17 protein-coding genes and 1 pseudogene are annotated in these 22586 nt (G+C 55.3%); 3 read left to right on the forward strand and 15 right to left on the reverse strand.

What is annotated here, in order from left to right:
* The 11 genes from fcl to ACOTXI_RS06245 form a co-directional block, all read right to left on the reverse strand.
* The gene (gene fcl / locus ACOTXI_RS06195; RefSeq protein WP_008499423.1) at positions 1–966 is read right to left on the reverse strand and encodes a GDP-L-fucose synthase; all 966 of its coding nucleotides are present in this window, start codon (positions 964–966) and stop codon (positions 1–3) included.
* Positions 967–968: 2 nt separating this feature from the next.
* Entirely contained in the window at positions 969–2090 is a 1122-nt protein-coding gene (gene gmd, locus ACOTXI_RS06200; protein ID WP_003863514.1) for a GDP-mannose 4,6-dehydratase, read from the reverse strand.
* A gap of 24 nt (positions 2091–2114) precedes the next feature.
* Positions 2115–2663 (reverse strand): colanic acid biosynthesis acetyltransferase WcaF, encoded by a 549-nt coding sequence (wcaF, locus tag ACOTXI_RS06205; protein ID WP_008499422.1) that lies wholly within the window; start codon positions 2661–2663, stop codon positions 2115–2117.
* Between the two features lie 15 nt (positions 2664–2678).
* Positions 2679–3425 (reverse strand): colanic acid biosynthesis glycosyltransferase WcaE, encoded by a 747-nt coding sequence (gene wcaE, locus ACOTXI_RS06210; RefSeq protein ID WP_058654814.1) that lies wholly within the window; start codon positions 3423–3425, stop codon positions 2679–2681.
* Between the two features lie 16 nt (positions 3426–3441).
* The gene (gene wcaD, locus ACOTXI_RS06215) at positions 3442–4662 is read right to left on the reverse strand and encodes a colanic acid polymerase WcaD (protein WP_008499419.1); all 1221 of its coding nucleotides are present in this window, start codon (positions 4660–4662) and stop codon (positions 3442–3444) included.
* On the reverse strand, positions 4637–5854 hold the full coding sequence (gene wcaC, locus ACOTXI_RS06220; protein ID WP_008499418.1) for a colanic acid biosynthesis glycosyltransferase WcaC: 1218 nt from the start codon (positions 5852–5854) through the stop codon (positions 4637–4639). The genes wcaD and wcaC overlap by 26 nt, the downstream gene beginning before the upstream one ends.
* A complete protein-coding gene (gene wcaB, locus ACOTXI_RS06225) occupies positions 5851–6342 on the reverse strand; it encodes a colanic acid biosynthesis acetyltransferase WcaB (protein ID WP_008499417.1) in 492 nt (163 codons plus the stop codon). Before wcaB ends, wcaC begins: the two co-directional genes overlap by 4 nt.
* The gene (wcaA, locus tag ACOTXI_RS06230) at positions 6342–7184 is read right to left on the reverse strand and encodes a colanic acid biosynthesis glycosyltransferase WcaA (protein ID WP_021241458.1); all 843 of its coding nucleotides are present in this window, start codon (positions 7182–7184) and stop codon (positions 6342–6344) included. The genes wcaB and wcaA overlap by 1 nt, the downstream gene beginning before the upstream one ends.
* A gap of 65 nt (positions 7185–7249) precedes the next feature.
* The gene (gene wzc, locus ACOTXI_RS06235; protein ID WP_008499415.1) at positions 7250–9412 is read right to left on the reverse strand and encodes a tyrosine-protein kinase Wzc; all 2163 of its coding nucleotides are present in this window, start codon (positions 9410–9412) and stop codon (positions 7250–7252) included.
* A 2-nt stretch (positions 9413–9414) separates the two neighbouring features.
* Complete coding sequence (wzb, locus tag ACOTXI_RS06240; RefSeq protein ID WP_058654815.1) at positions 9415–9858, reverse strand: low molecular weight protein-tyrosine-phosphatase Wzb; 444 nt, start codon at positions 9856–9858, stop codon at positions 9415–9417.
* A 6-nt stretch (positions 9859–9864) separates the two neighbouring features.
* Positions 9865–11004: a polysaccharide export protein gene (locus tag ACOTXI_RS06245; protein ID WP_008499413.1), complete on the reverse strand. Its 1140-nt coding sequence runs from the start codon at positions 11002–11004 to the stop codon at positions 9865–9867.
* Between the two features lie 684 nt (positions 11005–11688).
* Here ACOTXI_RS06245 and ACOTXI_RS06250 point away from each other — a divergent pair.
* A pseudogene (locus tag ACOTXI_RS06250) lies at positions 11689–13271 on the forward strand (TerC family protein).
* A 90-nt stretch (positions 13272–13361) separates the two neighbouring features.
* Here ACOTXI_RS06250 and asmA read toward each other — a convergent pair.
* The 3 genes from asmA to udk all read right to left on the reverse strand — a co-directional run bounded on the left by asmA (position 13362) and on the right by udk (position 16549).
* Positions 13362–15212, reverse strand: a complete 1851-nt coding sequence (asmA, locus tag ACOTXI_RS06255; RefSeq protein WP_008500853.1) for an outer membrane assembly protein AsmA — start codon at positions 15210–15212, stop codon at positions 13362–13364.
* 22 nt (positions 15213–15234) lie between these two features.
* Entirely contained in the window at positions 15235–15816 is a 582-nt protein-coding gene (dcd, locus tag ACOTXI_RS06260; RefSeq protein ID WP_008500854.1) for a dCTP deaminase, read from the reverse strand.
* Positions 15817–15907: 91 nt separating this feature from the next.
* A complete protein-coding gene (udk, locus tag ACOTXI_RS06265; RefSeq protein WP_008500855.1) occupies positions 15908–16549 on the reverse strand; it encodes a uridine kinase in 642 nt (213 codons plus the stop codon).
* Between the two features lie 346 nt (positions 16550–16895).
* On the opposite strand from udk, the gene ACOTXI_RS06270 reads away from it, so the two are divergent.
* Positions 16896–20225, forward strand: coding sequence for a diguanylate cyclase (locus ACOTXI_RS06270; RefSeq protein ID WP_058654331.1), 3330 nt, complete (start codon positions 16896–16898; stop codon positions 20223–20225).
* On the opposite strand, the gene alkA is transcribed toward ACOTXI_RS06270, so the two are convergent.
* Positions 20184–21062 (reverse strand): DNA-3-methyladenine glycosylase 2, encoded by an 879-nt coding sequence (gene alkA, locus ACOTXI_RS06275; RefSeq protein WP_008500857.1) that lies wholly within the window; start codon positions 21060–21062, stop codon positions 20184–20186. The two genes, ACOTXI_RS06270 and alkA, sit on opposite strands and share 42 nt — an antisense overlap.
* Before the next feature lie 130 nt (positions 21063–21192).
* Here alkA and yegD point away from each other — a divergent pair, with 130 nt between their 5' ends.
* Complete coding sequence (yegD, locus tag ACOTXI_RS06280; RefSeq protein ID WP_008500859.1) at positions 21193–22545, forward strand: molecular chaperone; 1353 nt, start codon at positions 21193–21195, stop codon at positions 22543–22545.
* Positions 22546–22586: the final 41 nt, after the last annotated feature.

A 22586-nucleotide genomic window follows, 5' to 3' on the forward strand; every position in this document is an offset into this window, starting at 1 on the left:
TTACCCCCGGAAGCGGTGCTGGTTTTCCAGGAACCACTGATAGGTGCTGGCCAGCCCCTGCTCCAGTGACACCTCGTGATACCAGCCCAGCTGATGCAGACGGGTCACGTCCAGCAGTTTGCGCGGCGTGCCGTCCGGTTTCGTGGCGTCAAACACCACGCGGCCTTTGTAGCCCACCACCTGCGCGATGGTCTGCGCCAGCTCGCGAATGGTGCAGTCCACGCCGGTGCCCACGTTGATGTGCGACAGCATCGGCTCGGTGTTCTCCTGCCACACCTCGCGATCCAGCTCCATCACGTGAATGCTGGCCGCAGCCATGTCGTCCACGTGCAGGAATTCGCGCATCGGCGTACCGCTGCCCCACACCACCACATCCGGCGCGTTCTCGGCGGTCGCCTCGTGGAAGCGGCGCAGCAGCGCCGGGATCACGTGCGAATTGCTCGGGTGGAAGTTGTCGTGCGGTCCGTACAGGTTGGTCGGCATTACCGAGCGATAGTCGCGGTTGTACTGACGGTTGTAGGACTCGCACAGCTTGATCCCGGCAATTTTGGCAATCGCGTACGGCTCGTTGGTGGCTTCAAGCGTGCCCTGCAGCAGCTCGCTTTCAGCGATCGGCTGTTTTGCCATTTTCGGGTAAATACAGGATGAGCCGAGGAACAGCAGCTTGTTCACGTTGTGCAGATGCGCCGCGTGAATGATGTTGCTCTCAATCATCATGTTTTCGTAGATGAAATCCGCCGGGTAGGTGTTGTTGGCAACAATGCCGCCCACCTTCGCCGCCGCCAGATACACCTGGTCAATACGTTCGTTCGAAAAGAAGTCCTGTACCGCACGGCTGTCGAGCAGGTTCAGCTCGTCGCGCGTGCGGACAACCACTTCGACGTCACCGCGCTGTTCGAGCTGGCGAACAATCGCGGAACCCACCATTCCGCGATGACCGGCGACAAAAATACGTTGTTTTGTCATTCTCAGGACTCCAGCGCGATGGCAACCTCGTAGCCATGAGATTTGAGCAGGGAGTGTTTTTTCGCTGCTTCAAGATCTTTGGCTACCATCTCGGAAACCATCTCCTGCAGAGTGGTTTCTGGTTTCCAGCCCAGCTTCTCGTGCGCTTTGGTTGGGTCGCCCAGCAGGGTTTCCACTTCAGCAGGACGGAAGTAGCGTGGGTCAACCTGCACAATCACGTCGCCTGGCTTCACGCCCGGTGCGTCATGGCCGGTCACGGAAACCACGATGCCCTTCTCTTCCACGCCGGTGCCTTCGAAGCGCAGCTTGATGCCCAATTGAGCGGCAGCCATTTCGACGAACTGACGAACGGAGTACTGCACGCCGGTGGCGATCACGAAGTCTTCTGGCTGTTCCTGCTGCAGCATCATCCACTGCATTTTCACGTAGTCTTTGGCATGGCCCCAGTCACGCAGGGAGTCCATGTTGCCGAGGTGCAGGCACGATTCCAGACCCTGCGCAATGTTGGCGATTGCGCGGGTGATTTTGCGGGTCACGAAGGTTTCGCCGCGACGTGGAGATTCGTGGTTGAACAGAATGCCGTTACAGGCGTACATGCCGTAGGATTCACGGTAGTTCACGGTGATCCAGTAGGCGTACAGTTTCGCTACCGCGTACGGAGAACGTGGGTAGAACGGCGTGGTCTCTTTCTGTGGGATTTCCTGCACCAGGCCGTACAGCTCAGAGGTGGATGCCTGGTAGAAACGGGTTTTCTTCTCAAGACCCAGGAAGCGGATCGCTTCCAGCAGACGCAGGGTACCCATGGCGTCCACGTCAGCGGTGTATTCCGGAGACTCGAAGGAGACCGCAACGTGGCTCATCGCGCCCAGGTTGTACACTTCATCCGGCTGCACTTCCTGCAGGATACGGGTCAGGTTGGAGGTATCGGTCAGGTCGCCGTAGTGCAGGTGGAATTTCGGGTTCGCCGCGTGAGGATCCTGATAAATATGATCGACACGTTCGGTGTTAAATGAAGACGCACGACGTTTAATACCGTGTACTTCATAACCTTTTTCCAGCAGTAACTCTGCCAGGTAAGAACCATCCTGCCCGGTAACGCCGGTGATGAGAGCGACTTTAGACATGTTTATATTCCTCTACTTATGAATTTAATCAGTTTCAACGCGTTCGCGTATCACCACTGCGGGGTTGCCACGACAAATTTTATTTGCCGGTAGCGATTTAAAAACGCTGCTGCGGGCACCGACTACCGTGCCATCGCCAACAGAAACACCCGGTGCAACAAAAACATCCGTTGCCAGCCAGCATTTTTCACCAATCACAATAGGCGAAGCGGTAATATCAAAATGCTGACTCATAAAGTCGTGGCTGCCGGTGCACAAATAACATTTCTGTGAAACCACCGAATTCGCGCCAATCGTAATCTCGCCCAGGGTATATAACACCGCGTCATCCCCTACCCAGGCGTAATCCCCAAGCGTTAATTTCCAGGGATAGGTAATTTTCACCGAAGGACGAATGACTACGTTTTTTCCTATTTTTGCGCCAAAGAGACGCAATAAAAATGCTCGCCAGCGGTAAAGTATTTGCGGTGACCAGGCAAATAAGGTGGCCTGAACCGCCCACCATAGCTGCACTTTAATACCGCCTGCCCCCCGAAAACCTTTCGGTACGGAGAAACCGTTCAGATCCTGCATTACGTTTCCTTATATTCAGGCTTTGTTATATAAGGCTTTCGTTTTACTCGTGGTACGCACGCGTAAAAAATAAGATAATTCCGCCCAGAATCCCGGCACGCGTAATATTTTACGCTGCACGTTTTTGGCATCCTGGCACAACTCCAGATTATTCGAGGTTGACACACCCCCCATTGAAAACTCAGATACCAGCCCTTTAATTCGGCGGAACGGGTAACCTGACTTATACAGACTGGCGGCCAGCGCATAATCGGATGACACTTTATACTGCAAATCGTAAGGCTGTTTTTTCAGACCTTTTACCGGAAAGAAAATGGCCTGATGGCTGGCGGGTAAGCTGTGGTAGATATACCAGCCCGGCTTCGCGCTGCGGCACACTTTATGTCCGTCGCCAAAATCAAGCAGCGCATCGCCAATATACATGGCGTCCTCTTTCTGGCACGCCAGCTGACGGGCAAACAGCGCCACGTCGTCATGGAAGATATCACCCGAATTCAGGAAGATGGCATAACGGCCTTGCGCCATGTTAATGCCTTTGTTCATTGCATCGTAGATGCCTTTATCTTTCTCGCTGATGTAGCGTAAGTTGAACTCACCGTTGAGTTTTTCCAGAAACTCTGCCGTGCCATCGTTCGAGCCGCCGTCGACCACAATCCACTCAAAGGTGAGGCTTGGATCGCGCGCCAGGTTGCGCAGCGAGCGCCAGGTTTTTACCACCCCTTCGTAATTACGAAAAGCGACAGTAATGACGCTAAGAAACATAAATCACCTCATTTCGTCATACGTGCGTAATATTAAGCGCCTTGCGCAGAATAAACGGACAGACAATCAAGAAAGCATATTCCGGGCTAAATATTGACCCGGTAAAAAACAGCGACACCGGCGTAAACAGATAAAGTTGCACGCGAAAGTTCTGGTTATCACCAAACGCGTTAATCATCATTTTGAAAACTTTAAACAGATACCACAGCGTCAACAGTACGGCGAACCACGAAAAATAAATAATTAACAGATACAGACCATTGTCTATGGTTTTACCGACATCCGCACCGTTAAAGATTCCGAATGATGCAACATATTCGTAAAGTGAGCCGAATCTTACTACACCATCAATATGGGTTAAGGAATAACCCACCATCACCAGTGGTCCAATGATGCGATAATAGGACGAGGATCCTTCCGTTCCCAAATCACCCAGACGTTCTGAGATGTAGGGGAAAGCAAATATCACGCCCACCATAAATACCGTCAGGGAGATAATCGCCAGCGGCAGTTTTTTCTTAATCGCATCTTTGTTCAGGTACTGAAACGCCCATTCCAGCAGGTAAAACAGGATAAATGTCATTACCCCTGAGAACGATCCAGACAGAACGATTCCTGCAAGAATCATAGCATCGGTCTTAGGCGTTTTGATACCAAACTGTTTGATGCTGAGCCAAATTGAGATTAACGCCAAAGCGAAAAACGCCGGTTCAAAATAGAGGGCCGTGGTACGCTTCCCGCCGAACTTGATGAAGTTCAATACATAGCTGTTGCTGTAAATGAGATATTTCGAAATTATCTCCATCAGGCTGCTGCCGCCGGTGAGAATAATTTGCGCCATCTCCATAGCAGCAAGCATAACAATTAACGCAACGGCAATATAAAAGAACCTGAGGATTTTCCGATAATTGTGCGGAGAAATCGTTTTAAAGCGAATACTCCAGACCATTCCGATAATAATGACAATATAAACAAACAGCATGGTCGAGGTGACGTATTTACTGGCATCCAGCGACTGACCGAAGATATAGTTAAAAAGCGTCAGACCCGTACCCAACCCTAAGGCAATCATCAGCTTCTTCAGGTTGATTTTATCGACATACAGCAGAAGCAGAACGGGCAAGAAGGTGACGATAGTTATCGGGAAGCTTTCGCCGAGCTGGGCAATCTTAACGTTGACCAGCAGGTAAATCAGCGGCAGCAGCAGATAACTACAGATTCTGATAGAACGAGACATACTCCTCCAGCATCTGTTGTCCACTGTAGGCCTTGCGGCTGCGGTTGCGGAACGATTCCAGGTCGGTGCCAAAAACGGCCTGAGCGATCTGCGCCTTCGGCAATTGCACCAGCGGCAGAACCTCCTGCTCCGCAAAAGTTTTCCCGCCGGATTTTTCCAGCACCTCACGTGCCGCATCGCTGTGGGTGGCAATCACCGGCACGCCGATGGAGAGCGCTTCACAGAGGATCAGCGGGTAGTTATCCACGCGGGAGCTGAACACCAGCGCATCCATTTCATTCAGCGCGCTCATCAGCTTGCGCTTATCGGTTTCAAACCCGTGGTTGACCACGTTAGTCCCTTCAAACGGTGAAAATTTGCCGAAGGTGTGAAGCTCAATTTTGTCACCCAGCGCCATCATGTCGCGCACCAGCTGCTGGTTGGTTTTCCCGTCGTAACGAAGGTCATGCGCAACGATAGCGATTTTCGGTTTGCCCGTGGTTTGCGCCACCGGCGTCAGGTCGGCGAGAATGGCTTCCGTCGCCACGTCGATGCCGTTGTTAATAATCTGGCAGCGCCCTGCCCCATACAGACTGTTGAAGGCATCGGCCACGTGCTGGCTCGGGGAGATAAACGTACAGCCGAGCGAGAGCATGTCGCGGAAAAGCTGACGCTTTCCGGCCACCAGCTTGTGCGCGCGATCCACCTTCACCGGCGGATAGTTGCTCAGCGTCGGGCATTTCTGGCAGTTGTTTTTCCAGCCTTCGCAGCCGTCGGTAAATGCGCAACGGCCGGTTACGCTCCAGTGATCGTGCAGCGTCCAGACGAAGCGGGTGTCGGGCTTGTGGGCCTGCACCTTCTGACAAAACGCTACCACCTCTTCCAGATTCAGCCAGTAGCTGTGCAGCACGTGAAAATGCAGCACAACCGGGCCGGTAGTGCGGGTCACCGTGCGATAAAGCGTATTCAGGTTGCCAAACAGATCGCGGTTAAACAGACGGAACAGCGCAATGTTGGCAATCGAGGTCAGGCGCGGCGTGTGCTTGTGCACCTGCGGGAAGTTATCGTGACTGACGCTTTTCTTGCCGCCCTTGCCATAGCCATAAATAAATCGAGACTGAAGTCCTTTTTGCAGCGCGCGCTGGTGCAGATCCAGCGCCACCCCTGCCGCTCCGCCTTCTGCGAGGCGTACGTTAAATTGCAGAATATTCATTTAATCACCTTCACGCGGGCTTTTTCTCCCACCACCAGCGCGTTATCCGGAATGGTGTCCAGCACCACGCTGCCCGCACCAATCGTGACGTTGTTACCAATCGTAATGTCGCCAATGATCACCACGTTCGCGCCCAGCTCGACGTTATTGCCAATGACCGGGCAGGCCAGGCTGTCTGGCCCACGGTTGCCAATGGTCACCCCATGGCGGATGGTGAAATCATCCCCGGCGACCACGAACTTGTTGATCACCACCGCATAGCCGTGATGGATGGTAAAGCGACGGCCAATGGTGGCAGCGGCCTGAATTTCATAGCCAAAAAAGCATTCGGTAATGATGCGGTACAGCACCAGTACGGGGGCCGCCCAGATGTTGTTCAGGATATTTTTCTTACGCCACACCGAGCAAAAATGCGCGATGCGGTACGCCAGAACCATGCAGCAAGGACGCAGGCTCCAGCTGTTAGCGCGGCAATCTTCCAGAAACATTATTTCCCCCGAAGTCCATCAGCCAGGCGCTTGCCGTTACGTATGGACAACAGCGTCAGCAGCGTGCGCCAGTTCATGCGCTTATTGCGGATCTGATAGAGGGTAAAGAGCTGATATTTACGGCTGGCACGGTCAAACTTGTCCTTGTGCTTGCGGTAAAAATGGAAGTAGCCCGAGAACTTCTTCGGCGACGAGGTGATCTGCATCTCCCCGTGGTTGATGTGCAGGATCTGCGTGGCCTCTTCCACTTTCCACGGCTCGCCATACTCCACCACCATGCGCAGAAAGATATCGTAATCCTGCGCGGCCTTCAGTTCGGTATCGAACAGGCACTCCTTGAAGCGCCACGCCCAGGTGAAGACCTGGTTACCAATGATGTTGCGCTTGTAAAACAGGCGTCGAGAGTACGGTGATTTCGGATAGAGCGGCAGGCTGGCAGGCTGCGAGTACACCTCGCCCTGACAGACATAGTCGTTGGCATACAGGAACGCATGCGTGACCAGCTGCTCTTTATGCGACAGGAAAATAGACAGGCGGTTTGGCGTCCATTCGTCATCGTCGTCGATGCCGGTCAGATACTGCCCTTTGGCCTGCATAATCGCCTGATTTCGTACAGCACAGGCGCCAGAGTTAATCTCGTTGTGGGTATAGACCACCCGCGGGTCGTTGAGGTCAGTCACGAATTTTTGCAGCTGTTCATACGAGGAAGAGCAGTCATCAACGATGATCAGCTCCCAGTTATCGTAATCCTGACGTAACACCGACTTGATTGCGCGGATCGCCAGCTGCTGACGATTCCATGTCGGCATATAGATTGAAACTAAAGGGCGTTGTGTGGTCATGATCTTCCCCTGATCCCTCACCCCGCCCCTCTCCCCTCGGGAGAGGGTTAGGGTGAGGGGGATTGTTATTTGCTGTCAGACTTATATTCGTACTCGTAATACCCGTAATCCTGGTACCCGGTCGCGCGGCGGAAGATGGAGTTCAGGATCACCCCTTTCACCTCAATCCCGTTCTGCTCGAAGCGGCTCAGGCTGGTTTCCACCTCTTTCAGGGTGTTCACCGCGTAACGCGCCACCATCAGCGTCGTACCCGCATGGCGACCCACAACGGCAGCATCGGTCACGGCCAGAATCGGCGGCGTATCGATCAGCACCAGGTCGTAGTTTTTGCTCGCCCACTCAACCAGCTCGGTAAAGCGTTCGCTCATCAGCAGCTCGGACGGGTTAGGCGGTACCTGCCCACGTGGGATCAGGTCAAATTTCGGCACGGTAGTCGGTTTCGCGCTCTGGCTGATGTCACCTTTGCCAAGCAGGATCTCCGACAGACCGTTGACGTTGTTGGTGCCCAGCAGCTCGTGGGTGTAGCCCTTGCGCATATCGCAGTCGATAAGCAGCACGCGCTTGTTGGTCTGGCTAACGACCGCCGCCAGGTTGGCGCAGACGAAGGTTTTACCGATTGACGGGCTAACACCGGTCAGCATCAGGACGTTGTTTTTAGCCTGCATCATGGCGAAGTGCAGACTGGTACGCAGGCTGCGTATCGCTTCAATCGCCAGGTCGGTTGGGTTACCCACCGCCAGCAGCTGGCTCTGTTTGTAACGCTTAACGCCTTTGATGGTTTTCACGCTGTCACGGGATTTTTGCCACTCAGACAGCGGAATGCTGGCATAGACGTTGATACCGTTCTCTTCCAGCACCTGCGGGCTTTCGATACCGCGGTTGAACAGCGAACGCAGCAGCACGCCAACGATGGAGAGCATCAGGCCGAGAATAATGCTGCCGAGAATGATCAGCGCTTTCTTCGGCTTCAGCACGCCAGGCTGGGTAATCGCCGGGTCGACGATGCGCACGTCACCCACGGTGCTTGCCTCGGTGATTTTCAGCTCCTGCTGCTTGTTCAGCAGCTGCATGTAAACCTGCTGTCCTGACTCCACGTCGCGGGTCAGACGCACGATCTCCTGCTGCGTTTTCGGCATCGCGGTCACACGGTCATTGAGCTTCGCCTTCTCCTCTTCCAGCGTGCGGCGTTTCTCCAGCAGCGTGCGGTAAGCCGGGTGACGTTTGGTGTAAAGCTTGGAGATCTCCGCCTCTTTGAAGGTCAGCTCGTTGAGCTGAGCGTCAATGTTGACCATCGAATCGAGGACCGATTTCGCCTCCAGCGGCAGGTCGACAGAGTCTTTATCCTGGCGGTAGGCGTTCAGCTTGTTCTCGGCATCATCCAGGCGGGCGCGCACTTCCGGGAGCTGTTTCGACAGGAACGCCAGGCTTTTCGCCGCTTCAGCCGACTTACGCTCAACGTTCTGCTCAAGGTAGTTGCGGGTAATGCTGTTCAGGATGTCGCGGATCTGATCCTTATCCTCCCCGGTAAAGGTCATGCTCAGCACGCCGGTGTCCTTACCGTTTTCGGTAACGGTCAGGTTGTTTTGCAGGTTGTTGATCATCCCCAGCGTGGAGAATTTGGTGACGGTAAACTCCCCGCCCTCCTGGGCGTTGATCGCACTGACCATCATGCTGACGCCGTCTTTGCTCAGCATCTGTCCGACTTCACCGCGCGCGCTAAAGCCCGCGTCGCTGGTCAACTGATACTGTTTCGGGCCAAGCACCGTCAGGGTAAAGGTCTGATCGGCTGCCCCTTTTGGCAGCACGAAGTCAGTGACCTTCACCGTGTCGTTGCTTCTGCCCATCAGCCGATCCCAGCCCGCACCAAAGATTGGGAAGGTATTTTTGGTGACGGAGATATCGAGCCCAAGGTCGTGAACCGTTTTACCCAGGACCAGACGTGACTGGATGAGCTGGATTTCAGCGTCAGAGGCCGGCGGCTTGTTCGCCAGCGCAGAGCCAATGTCCTGCACCAGCGAGTTACCGGTATTCTGCTCGATCTGCACCAGCGCATCGGCGCTGTAGATAGGGGTGGCGAACAGCGTATAGACGACGGCCGCCGCGGCAAACACGGCGGTAATGCCCAGCACCCACCACTTTGCCTCGATAACCGTGCCAACCAGGCGCCCAATATCAATTTCATCACTGCCCGAAGTCGGGGCGGCAGAAGGTTTTGTTTTTTCTGTCATTGTTATCCCTGCTGAGCTTTCAGTGCCTGCGCCCACTGTTGGGCAGACTGGTCAAGTAAGGTGTAAACCGCCTCGAAAGCCTCATGGCTTTTGCGATATGGATCGGGGATTTCACGTTCATTGTCCCAGTGTCCAAACAGCATCACCTTACCGCGCATCTCCGGAGCGGTATCGCACAGCGCTTGAATATGGCGTTTTTCCATCGCCAGAATCAGGTCATACTCACGGCACATGCGGCCAGTGACCTGGCGGGCAACATGCCCGTCGAGAGAGAGGTGATGGTCCCGCGCCACGCTCATTGCGCGCTCATCGGCACCTTTACCGACCAGTGCACCCAGCCCTGCCGAATCAACGTTCAGTTCGGGCTGGTAGTGTTTCAACAACCGTTCAGCCGTAGGGGAACGGCAAATGTTCCCCACGCATACCACCAGAATTTTGTTAAACATCGCGGATTACCAGGTATGAATGTCGCGCGCCGTATCCGTCATGTAGCGAACGCCACTGATGGTTGGCAGCAACTGGTTGATCAGACGGTTCCAGCGGGCAACCGGTGCGGTAGTGACATACACCACGTCGTATGGCTGGAGACGGAACTCCGTCGCCATCACCAGAGAGGTCGCATCGGACATATCCAGCTGGTAGATGTTGGCAATCTTGCCTTTCGCGCTGCCCTCACCTTTCAGCGGACGGATCACGAAGATACCGGTCGCGTTAGAGGTCGTCAGATCGATACCCTCAGCATTGCCCAGCGCTTCGGTCAGCGTCATACCGCTGAAGTCCATCTTGAGGGTGCTCTGTTTCTTCACTTCACCCATCACGAAGACTTTAAGATCGTCATTGCGTGGTACATAGAGGATGTCGCCCGGATAAAGCAGGCGGTTCTGGGTCAGATCGCCGTTTTGCATCAGCGCCTGCAGCGAAATGCGCTGCTCTTTCCCGTTGTGGGTCAGTACCACGTTGCGCCAGTCGGCGCCGTCGGTTAACCCGCCTGCGGCGTTAATGGCATCCAGCACGGTCAGAGGAACGTTGGTGATGGCCTGCTGACCAGATTTGTTCACCTGGCCGGAGATATAGGCTTTTTGCGAGCGGAATGCGGCGATATTAACGTCCACCTGCGGATCGGCGATGTACTGCGCTAAGCGGCCGGTAATATCACTGCGGATCTCGGCAAGCGTTTTCCCTGCTACATGGACTTTACCAATGTAGGGATAGAACATGGTGCCATCTGACTGCACCCAGTTACCGGTGTCGCTTGAGCTACGGTACTGGCCCGCTGGCGTGGTCAGTTCGGGGTGATCCCAGACGGTCACGTTAATGACGTCTCCAGGCCCTACGCGATACTGGTAGGAAGCAATTTCCTGGTCCAGTGACATATTTGGCTGGGCAACGTTTGGACGTGGGCGTAATTGTTCGACCAGACGAGGCGTAAGTGGATAAACATTCACCATTTTGTCGAGATCAAAATCGGCATCCTGTTGCTTGATCACATCCTTGCCCATTGTAGACATATTGCTTCCGGGAAAGACCGTGCAACCGCTCATCAAGGTCACAGACACCAATAATGGCATCAATTTCATTTTGGAGTTCATCATTGATTATTTATCACTTTGGCAGAGTAATTATCCTGTGCAATTTAAATACGTGTGAATCTAAAATGCATTAAGAATGTAGCTAATTAAATAAAAATATAAGTGGCATCATTCCTAAAAAAAACGCTATTTGGCCAGTCACTGTTGACAACGTAATCATGGCCCACCCACACACATTCAGGCACGCTACCGCCCTTGGCTTCCAGCTACCAATACGCTATAACACAATGAATTACAGGCAAAAAACCGCAAGAATTTTTTACTGGTGAAATAAATGAAGCATTCAAAATACGCAGGCACTATTTCGTTAATCGCCCAAAAAAAACATCAATCCTTAACGGGAGATATCCTTTTTTAGGCTAATAATCTTGTAACAGTTAATCCCAAAACAGGCAAGAAAACGGGTTCCGAACGTCAACTTTTAAGAATTTATTTAGAAATGCACTTTATTTTTAAGAATTTCTTTATGTTGACAGCGTTATGATTGACCATCTTTTAATGCGATATTTCTTAATTTTGTTATTTCGGATAAATACAGATTTCCTGGATAAATTAAAACTATTATACCCGCCAGTTTTAATTTAATGATTATTGAGAGAAATCTCATACTGACATTGCATTTTCCCACAGCTTTATCCATGATCGAATTGTGTCATTAGTCATGTTACAGAAGGTATTGCTACTACTATGGAATGGATTGCCGATCCCTCAATCTGGGCCGGGCTGGTTACGCTGGTTGTCATCGAGCTGGTGCTCGGGATTGATAATCTGGTTTTTATCGCCATCCTCGCTGAAAAACTGCCCCCTTCCCAGCGCGATCGCGCGCGCGTAACGGGGCTGCTGCTGGCGATGGTGATGCGCTTACTGCTGCTGGCCTCTATTTCCTGGCTGGTCACGCTCACTCAGCCTCTGTTCTCCATTCACGGTCTGAGCTTTAGCGCCCGCGATCTGATCATGCTCTTCGGCGGGCTATTCCTGCTGTTCAAAGCCACCGTGGAGCTCAACGAGCGGCTGGAAGGCAAAGACAGCGAGAACCCGACCCAGCGCCGCGGAGCAAAATTCTGGCCGGTGGTCGCGCAAATCGTGGTGCTGGATGCGGTCTTCTCCCTGGACTCGGTGATCACCGCCGTCGGGATGGTGGACCACCTTGCGGTGATGATGGCCGCGGTCATTATTGCCATCACGCTGATGGTCATGGCCAGCAAGGCACTGACCCGCTTCGTGAACAGTCACCCGACCATCGTTATCCTTTGCCTGAGCTTCCTGCTGATGATTGGCTTCAGCCTGGTGGCCGACGGTTTTGGCTTCCATATTCCGAAAGGCTACCTGTATGCCGCCATCGGGTTCTCCGTCATGATTGAAGCGCTTAACCAGCTGGCGATATTCAACCGCCGTCGCTTCCTTTCCGCCAATCAGACTCTGCGTCAGCGCACAGCCGACACGGTCATGCGTCTGTTAAGCGGCAAGAAAGAGGATGCGGAGCTGGACGCCGAATCCTCCGCCATGCTGGCCGACCACAGCGACGGGCAGATCTTTGACCCGCAGGAACGACGGATGATTGAGCGAGTGCTCAATCTGAACCAGCGTACGGTCAGCAGCATTATGACGTCGCGGCATGATATAGAGCATATTGACCTGACGGCCCCGGAAGCGCACATTCGCGCCCTGCTGGATAAAAACCAGCACACCCGCGTGGTGGTGACCGGCGGGGAAGCGGAAGAGGAGCTATTGGCGTGGTACACGTCATTGATCTGCTCCAGCAGCAGCTCCACGGTGAGCCGCTCAATCTCCGCGCTCTGGTTCGCCAGCCGCTGGTCTTCCCGGAGGGGCTGCCGTTGCTTTCCGCCCTTGAGCAATTCCGTAACGCGCGCACCCACTTTGCCTTTGTGGTGGATGAGTTTGGTTCGGTGGAAGGGCTGGTCACGCTCAGCGACGTGATGGAAACCATTGCCGGTAATCTGCCAAACGAGGTGGATGAGATTGACGCCCGCCACGACATTCAGAAAAACGCCGACGGCTCGTGGACGGCTAACGGCCATATGCCGCTGGAAGACCTGGTGCAGTATGTGCCGCTGCCGCTGGATGATAAACGGGAATACCACACCATTGCCGGTCTGCTGATGGAGTATTTGCAGCGTATCCCACAGCCGGGGGAAGAGGTTCAGGTCGGCGACTATCGGCTTAAAACGCTCCAGATTGAAAACCATCGCGTGCAGAAGGTTCAGCTGATACCGCTGCGGGAAGAGGAAGAACTGGATTTTGAGGTGTAAAAAAGCCGGGTGGCGTTTCGCTCACCCGGCCTGCGGTGTTCGGTTTTTGTAGGCCGGGTAAGGCGAAGCCGCCCCCCGGCGCAACAGGCATCAAAGCTTATCCAGCAGCTTCTTCACATCCTTGCCGTCCTGTGAATCTTTATTACGATCCGCCCAGCCGCTGAGTCGACGTTTCGCTTCATCCTGCAGATGCTTACGCAGGATCTGATCCACCTGCAGACTGTAATTCAGGGCCTGCCATTTGCCGTATACGGTCAGCGGGACCGGCGTCTCTTTCAGGAAGTCAATGAGCTTGCTTTCCCCCTGCCAGCCGGAAAGTACCCGCACGTTAAAGCGCGTGTCCGCCGTCTCTTTGACCAGATCCAGCTTACCCTCGCCCGTTAATGATAAGAGTGAAGAGGTACCCTGCATTCCGTCGAGAGAGAGTTGTCCGTTGTTCAGCGTCAGGTCCGTGGTGAAGCTGTCGAGGCGCGTGGCACTGTCGTAGTTCTCCTGGGCCTTCACATCGCTGCTGCGCTCCACCGCCTGCTGCACCAGCTGCTGGAAGTTAAGCCCTTCCATACGGGAGTTTTTCAGATCAAGATGCGCCTGCCCCTGCCACTCGCGGCGGAAAGCATCGGCATCAATTTTCGTGCCGGAGAAATCACCCGCGAGCGTCAACTGCCCCGTCAGAGAGATCGGGTAGTTAAACGCGGTCAGGATGGTCCCTATCTCAACGTTATCGAGACGCGGCTGGAATTCGGCGCTGGCAACGTCTTTACGGACATCCAGCGTGCCGGGCAGTGAGAGGTGTCCTGCGCCCATCTTGCCGCTCAGTTCGGAGATCACCAGCAAACCGTTATGGTTAAACATCTGGCTGCTCACGTCGGTAAAGTCCATGCCGCGCCAGCGCAGGCTGGTGGCTTTCAGCAGAATATCCGCCGTGAATCCGCGCAGAGCGTTATAGTCAGGTTGATCGAGATTCGACGAAATAACCGGACGTGATACCGGCGCCTGGCTTTGCCCCGTCTGCGTCGCCTCGCTGTCCGTGGCGCTGGCTGGCAGAGGTGGCAACAGGTTTTCCAGGTTGAGCTTGTCAAATTGCAGATTCAGCACCCACTTCGGCTTCTCTTCAAAGGTGACGCTCGCCTGCCCCTTAAGGCTACTGTCGTTTGCCTGCAGGTTGAGATTATCCAGCTCCAGCTGTTTTTGTTCCTCACGCCACACGGCCTGCAGCGTTCCCTGACCGGCGATCCCCTGGGTGGGCAGATTGGCCCCCGTCAGCTGCCAGTTAAGCTGCTGGATGTTCGCCGTGAGCTGATGCGGATAGTCTGACGCATTTACATTAGCATTCAACGACAGCGTCAGATCCCGCTGATCGCGGTTCACGCGCCCGCTAAATTCCACCGATGCAAGATGGTGCTCATCCTGTTCCATCTGCAGATTAATGTTGCGAACGGTGACCAGCTCTTCGTGCTCATGCTGGAAAACCAGCACGCTATCGGCCACTTTCAGTTTGCCAATATCAAAGGACCAGCCAGTATCAGACGGTTCATCAGGCAGGGTATTTTCACGCGGTGCCACCGGCGCGTTGGCATCACGGACAGCTTCAGTTTGCGGGGTGAGCTGAATCACCGCGCCTTTCAGCATCACCTGATTCACCTGCAGCTGATGGGAAATGAGCGGGATCAGCGCCACATCAAGGCGCATGTTGTCTGCGGACACCAGCGGCTGGGACGCCCCCGGCGCCGTGAGCGACATGCGGCCAGAGAGAATGCTGAGCTGCGGCCAGACGTGCCAGCGCAGCGGCCCGTCCAGCTTCAGTTGATAACCACTGCGTGCCTCAACCTGCCGCACCATATACGCGCGGAAGTCGTTAGGGTTAACCAGCAGAACCAACGCCGAAAGGCCAGCCACCAGCACCACCAGCAAAATCATCAGCGTTGTCAGAACTCTTCTCATGGCATCCTCAATGGACTAACGATCAGTCTTTATCAATACGGCTGGCAACCGCACCCTGCTGGTCGCGATATTTTGCGTCCTGACGGCGGTTATACGGCCTGTCTGCCGGGCCTGACAGCGGTTCAAAACTTAACGCGCCGATCATCATCCCCGGACGAAGCGCCAGCGGCAATTTACCGGCATTGAAGAATTCCAGCACAATACGGCCCGACCAGCCTGGATCGATACGGTGCGCGGTCACGTGTACCATCAGTCCCAGTCGCGCCAGCGAAGAACGGCCGTCAAGCCAGCCGACGAGGTCCGCAGGCAGGGTGACGGATTCAAACGTTACCGCCAGCGCCAGTTCACCCGGATGCAGATAAAAGGCTTCGCCATCTTCGATTACGATTTCGTCACTCATCACGCGATCGAGCGCGGCGCTGACTTCGTCCTTCGGTCCGCTAAGGTCAATGAACGGTGCGGTATGGCCGCTAAAGGTGCGGAATTTATTCCCCAACCGGACATCGACGGTCACCCCATTGATACGCTCAACAGGTGGACGTGGGGTAATAGACAAACGGCCTTCATCCAGCCAGGCTTCAATATCGCGATCACAAAGACGCATGCCTTTTTCTCCTTTCATGCATCGTACCCTGAGCCGGTAAGCGCTCAGGGTAAAACCAGGTTATCTCTGAACGGTACACAATTCACGCGGCTTATTCAAAAAACTGGCTGATTTTCGCTTTTAAGATATCGATCGCGATGCGGTTTTTACCCCCGCGCGGCACGATGATATCGGCGTATTGTTTGGAGGGCTCAATAAACTGCAGGAACATCGGGCGGACCGTTTTCTGGTATTGCGCCATCACGGAGTCCATTGAGCGGCCGCGTTCATTAACGTCACGCTTGATGCGGCGCATCAGGCAAATATCCAGCGGGGTATCGACGAAAATCGAGAAGTTCATGGATTCACGCAGGCGGGCGTCGGTCAGCAGCAGGATGCCTTCAAGGATAATGACCTTTTTCGGCTCGATGCGGATCGTTTCCTGGGTGCGGGTATGTTCTACGTAACTGTAAACGGGCAGTTCGATCGCCTGGCCGCTCTTAAGCGCTTCTAAATGCTGGAACAGCAGGCTGTGATCCATCGCATTTGGGTGGTCGTAGTTCGTTTTAACGCGCTCTTCCATCGACAGATGGGATTGATCTTTGTAATAGCTGTCTTCGGGAATGACGCCGATATGCTCATCACCTACTTGTTCACGCAGTTCGCGATAAAGCGTACTGGCAATTAGACTTTTACCTGAAGCCGATGCGCCGGCGATGCCTATAATGACGCACTGATGAGACTTATCAGTCATAAATTTAGCGACCTGATTAACCTGGATGTAAAGGAAGGACGACGCCGGAGCGTCAAACGCGGCAATTATAGGGATTTCGCGGGCGTGATACCAGTCGAATACTCAGGTTCTGCGAGACTGACCGAAAAGTGACGAGTTATTCCCTGAATGAAATTTAAATGCGCATTTTTTCGCCGCTTACCCGTTTTTTTTCACCGAGTAAGTATTTAATAAGTCTGTGTTGTCAAATTCTGAGCGGTCACCATATGAATTGTAAATTGTTTGTACTAGCATAAACCAAATTATCAAATTCACGCGTTCGGACATCTTCTTCCCTGACGGCATGGCGTCTCTGGATAAAGCGGTAATGAATAAACAATACCAGCGGGTTTTGGTGACCACCCCACATCCTTTATTACGACTTGTCTGTCTGGGCCTGGTCACCTTTATCTTTACCTTATTTTCGCTGGAGCTCACCCGCTTCGGCACCCTGCTGGCCCCGCTCTGGTTTCCCACCGCCATTATGATGGTGGCGTTTTACCGCCATGCCGGAAAAATGTGGCCGGGCATTGCCCTGGCCTGTTCGTTCGGCAATATTCTGGCCTCATGGATGCTGTTCTCCTGGGGGTCGGTCAGCCTCATCTACCCTGCGGTCAACGTCATTGAGGCCGTTATCGGCGCGCTGTTCCTGCGTAAATGGCTCCCGTGGTACAACCCGCTGCAGAATCTGAACGACTGGATCCGCGTGGCCATCGGCAGCGCGCTGGTGCCGCCACTGATGGGCGGCATTCTGGTGTCTCTGCTGGCACCCGGCTCTGAGCCCCTGCGTAATTTCTTCGTCTGGGTGTTGTCAGAAGCCATTGGCGCACTGGCACTGGTGCCACTGGGGCTGTTATTTAAACCGCATTATCTGCTGCGCCACCGTGACCAGCGATTGCTGCTGGAAACGCTGACCACGCTGGCCGTGACGTTAGCCCTCAGTTGGGCAGCCATCACCTGGCTGCCGTGGCCCTTCACCTGCGTGATCGTTCTGCTGATGTGGAGCGCCGTGCGCCTGCCGCGGATGGAAGCGTTCATGGTGTTTCTGGTCACCGTGATGGTGGTGTCGCTGATGATTGCCCGCAATCCTCTGGCGCTGACCACCCAGCACGCCGGGCCGATGCTGAACGCCCCCTGGCTGCCGTTCCTGATGCTGCTCCTGCCCGCTAACGTGATGACCATGGTGATGTACGCCTTCCGCGCCGAACGCAAACATATCACCGAAAGCGAAGAGCGCTTTCGTAACGCGATGGAATATTCCGCCATCGGCATGGCGCTGGTCAGCATTGAAGGCAAATGGCTTCAGGCTAACAAGGCGCTGTGCAATTTCCTCGGCTACAGCCAGACGGAGCTTCAGTCGCTGACCTTCCAGCAGCTCACCTGGCCAGAAGATCTGAATACCGACCTCGAGCAGCTCGAACAGCTGGTCAATGGCGAGATCAATACCTACTCCCTCGAGAAGCGCTATTACACCCGCGACGGGGAAGTGGTCTGGGCGCTTCTTGCCGTCTCCGTGGTGCGCCATGCCGACGGCTCGCCGCTCTATTTTATTGCCCAGATTGAAGACATTAACGATCTGAAGCAGACCGAATGGGTCAATAAGCGCCTGATGGAGCGCATTACGCTGGCTAACGAAGCCGGGGGCATCGGCATCTGGGAGTGGGATCTGGAACCCGACATTATCAGCTGGGATAAGCGGATGTTTGAGCTTTATGAAATACCGCCGCACATCAAGCCCACCTGGCAGCTCTGGCACGACACGATGCTGCCGGAGGATCGCGTCCACGCTGAGCAGGTGCTGCGGGACTCCCTGATTTCCCGCCTGCCGTTTAAGCTGGAATTCCGCATCCGCGTGAAGGAAGGCGTGCGTCATATTCGCTCCCTGGCGAACCGGGTGCTCAATAAGCAGGGGGAAGTTGAACGGCTGCTCGGCATCAACATGGACATGACCGAGGTTAAGCAGCTTAACGAGGCCCTCTTCCAGGAAAAAGAGCGTCTGCACATTACCCTCGACTCCATCGGTGAAGCGGTGCTGTGCACCGATATCAACATGAACGTCACCTTTATGAACCCGGTCGCGGAGAAAATGAGCGGCTGGCTGCAGACCGAGGCTATCGGCCAGCCGATCCTGAAGGTGTTACACATTACCTTCGGTGAAAAAGGGCCGCTGATGGAGAATATTCACAGCGGCGATATGTCCCGTTCCGATATCGATCAGGATGTGGTGCTGAACTGCCGTACCGGCGGCAATTATGATATCCACTACAGCATTACGCCGCTCAGCACGCTGGATGGACAGAATATTGGCTCGGTGATCGTCATTCAGGACGTCACCGAGTCGCGCAAAATGCTGCGCCAGCTGAGCTACAGCGCCTCCCACGATGCCCTGACCCATCTGGCAAACCGGGTCAGCTTCGAAAACCATCTCAAACGGCTCTTGCAGACCGTTCGCGAAACGCGCCAGCGCCATGCCCTGGTGTTTATCGACCTCGATCGCTTCAAAGCCGTCAACGACACGGCTGGCCACGCCGCGGGCGATGCCCTGCTGCGGGAACTGGCTTCCCTGATGTTGACCATGCTCCGCTCCAGCGACGTGCTGGCGCGTCTGGGCGGGGACGAGTTCGGGTTACTGTTACCGGACTGCAACCTGGAAAGCGCGCGCTATATCGCCGGTCGCCTGATTCATGCCATCAACGGCTATCACTTTATGTGGGAAGGCCGCCTGCACCGGATCGGCGCCAGCGCCGGCATCACGCTGATTGATGAAAATAACCATCAGGCGTCGGAGATCATGTCGCAGGCGGACATTGCCTGTTACGCCTCAAAAAACAGCGGGCGTGGCATGGTGACGGTGTACGAACCCCAGCAGGAGCGGGATCATCACACGCGCAGCATGATGTCGCTTGATGAACAGTGGCACATGATTAAAGACAATCATCTGATGATGATTGCCCGCAGCGTCGCCTCCCCGCGCATCCCGGAGAGCAGTAATTTCTGGCTGCTGTCGTTACGCCTGTGGACCAGCCAGGGCGAAGTTCAGGAAGAGCATGCCTTCCGCTCGGGTCTGGCGGAGCCTGAGCTTCTGCACGCCCTCGACAGACGGATCTTTAGCGAGTTTTTCCGCACCTATGCCACCCAGATCGCCAGTAAAGGCATGGGCGTGGCGCTGCCGCTCTCGGAGGCCGGTTTAGCCAGCGTGACGCTGGTCGATGAACTGCTCGACCTGCTGGATAAAAGCCCGATGCCGGGCCGTCTGCTGCATCTGGTTATCTCTGCCGATGTGGTGTGCAACCCGGATAAGAACCTGCACAGGGGTCTGCAAAAGCTTCGCCAGGCGGGCTGCCGCGTGATCTTCAGCCAGGTGGGGCGCGACATGAACGTCTTTACCCACCTGACCGCGAATATGGCCGACTATCTGATGCTGGATGCAGAGGTGGTAACCAACGTGTATGGCAATCTGATGGATGAGATGATGGTGACCATTGTTCAGGGCCACGCCCAGCGTGTGGGAATGAAAACTATCGCGGGCCCCTGTAACCAGCCCATCATGATGGATACGCTCTCCGGCATCGGCATCGATTTTATCTTTGGTGACACCATCGCCGAGCCGCAGCCATTAGATCTTCTGCTCAACACCAGCTATTTCGCCATCAACTGACGGTGCCCAGCCGTCGGTATACCAGATGTGCAGCAGCGCGTAGGAGCGCCACGGCTTCCAGCGTTCGGCATAACGACGAATTTGCGCGGGCGTCATTCCGGCGAAGCGCTGTTTAATCAGGTAATCATCCGGCAGAAACACATCTTTCGCCTGCCAGCCGCGCAGGGCCAGATAATTTGCCGTCCAGCGCCCTATCCCCGGCCGCTGCTGTAACGCCTTCATCCCCTCTTCTGTATTCGCGGGCGGGGAAAGCGGAAACGTTCCGTCGATAACCGACTGCGCCAGATGAATCAGCGACTCCGCGCGCTTTAGCGGCATACCCAACGCCTTCAGCGCCAGCGGGTCCGCTGCCGCCAGCGCCTGGGGCGTGGGGAAGCAGAGATAGCCCGGACAATCCGCCACCGGTTCGCCACAGAGCGCCACCACGCGTGACGCCAGCTTCGCCGCCATCGCCACGCTCACCAGCTGCCCGAGGATCGCCCGGACGCCCTGCTCGTACGCATCCATCGCCCCCGGTAAACGCAAGCCTGGCCTTGCAGCACCGAGTTCGCCCAGCGTTTCTGCTATTTGCTGCGGGTTACAGCGGAGATCGAACAGGCGTTCGATGCGTTCAAGACACGCCTGCGCAACCGGAATTAACCCCGGGCTGAGCGTCACGCTCAGCGTATGGCTGGCGATATCCGGCGTCACGCGGAAAATCCCCTGATGCCCCTCGCAGGCAAAACTGCGCTCATAGTAATCGTTGGTGACGGTTTCAATGCCCGTTACCGCGCGCGCGCCAAGAAAACCAAACATCCACTGCCAGTCATAAGGGGGAAGCCAGGTGAGGGTATACATCGTTGCTCCTTTTTTAGTGTTATCAGCATAAACGTAAAGACCCTGTTTTGCCTTGCTTTCATATTCCTGTTGTCGCCATGCAGACATTTCGTTAAAGTCTCGCCCCTTCTCACCGGCATGGGGATTCATCGTGTTTATTGGATTTGACTACGGTACGGCAAACTGCTCGGTTGCGATTATGCAAGACGGGCAGCCACGGCTCCTGAAAATGGAAAAAGAGAGCACGCTGCTGCCGTCTATGCTCTGCGCACCGACGCGTGAAGCGGTGAGCGAATGGCTGTTCCGCCACCATCAGGTTCCGGCCACGGCAGCGGAGACCCAGGCGCTGCTGCGCCGGGCGGTCAGCTTTAACCGCGAGGAAGATATCGACGTTACGCCCTCCAGCGTGCAGTTCGGCCTCGCCTCGCTCGGGCACTACATTGAAGACCCCGAAGAGGTCTACTTCGTTAAGTCGCCAAAATCCTTCCTCGGCGCCAGCGGCCTGAAGCCGCAGCAGGTCGCGCTGTTTGAAGACCTGGTGTGCGCGATGATGCTGCATATTCGCCAGCAGGCGCAGACGCAGGTCTCCGATGCGATTACCCAGGCGGTGATTGGCCGCCCGATCAACTTCCAGGGGCTGGGCGGCGACGAGGCCAACCAGCAGGCGCAGGGGATCCTGGAGCGCGCGGCGCACCGCGCAGGCTTCCGCGACGTGGTATTCCAGTATGAGCCGGTTGCCGCAGGGCTGGACTTCGAAGCCACGCTGACGGAAGAGAAGCGCGTACTGGTCGTGGACATCGGCGGGGGCACGACGGACTGCTCGCTGCTGCTGATGGGGCCGCAGTGGCATCACCGTCGCGATCGTGAAAACAGCCTGCTCGGGCACAGCGGCTGCCGGGTAGGCGGTAACGACCTCGATATCGCCCTGGCCTTCAAGAGCCTGATGCCGCTGCTCGGCATGGGGGGGCAAACCGAAAAAGGGATCGCCCTGCCGATCCTGCCGTGGTGGAACGCGATTGCCATCAACGACGTGCCTGCGCAGAGTGATTTTTACAGCACCGCCAACGGCCGCTTCCTTAACGATCTGGTGCGCGATGCCCAGGACGGCGAAAAGGTCGCCCTGCTCTATAAAGTGTGGCGTCAGCGTCTCAGCTACCGCGTGGTGCGTACGGCGGAAGAGAGCAAAATCGCCCTGTCCGACCGCGCTGAGCATGCGGTTTCCCTGCCGTTTATCAGTGACGAACTGACCACCGCCATTTCGCAGGACGGGCTGGAGACGGCGCTCGCACAGCCGCTGCAGCGCATTCTGGAACAGGTGCAGCTCGCGCTGGAGAACGGCAAAGAGAAGCCGGACGTCATCTACCTGACCGGCGGTAGCGCCCGTTCACCGCTGATTAAGAAAGCGCTGGCCGAACAGCTGCCGGGCATTCCAGTTGCGGGTGGCGATGACTTTGGTTCCGTTACCGCTGGTCTGGCGCGCTGGGCGCAGGTGATGTTTAGCTAGTGCGGTTGTGCCGGGTGGCGGCTTCGCCTTACCCGGCCTAC

The sequence above is a fragment of the Enterobacter cloacae complex sp. BZL2005 genome (assembly GCF_049238885.1).
Lineage (GTDB): Bacteria > Pseudomonadota > Gammaproteobacteria > Enterobacterales > Enterobacteriaceae > Enterobacter > Enterobacter roggenkampii.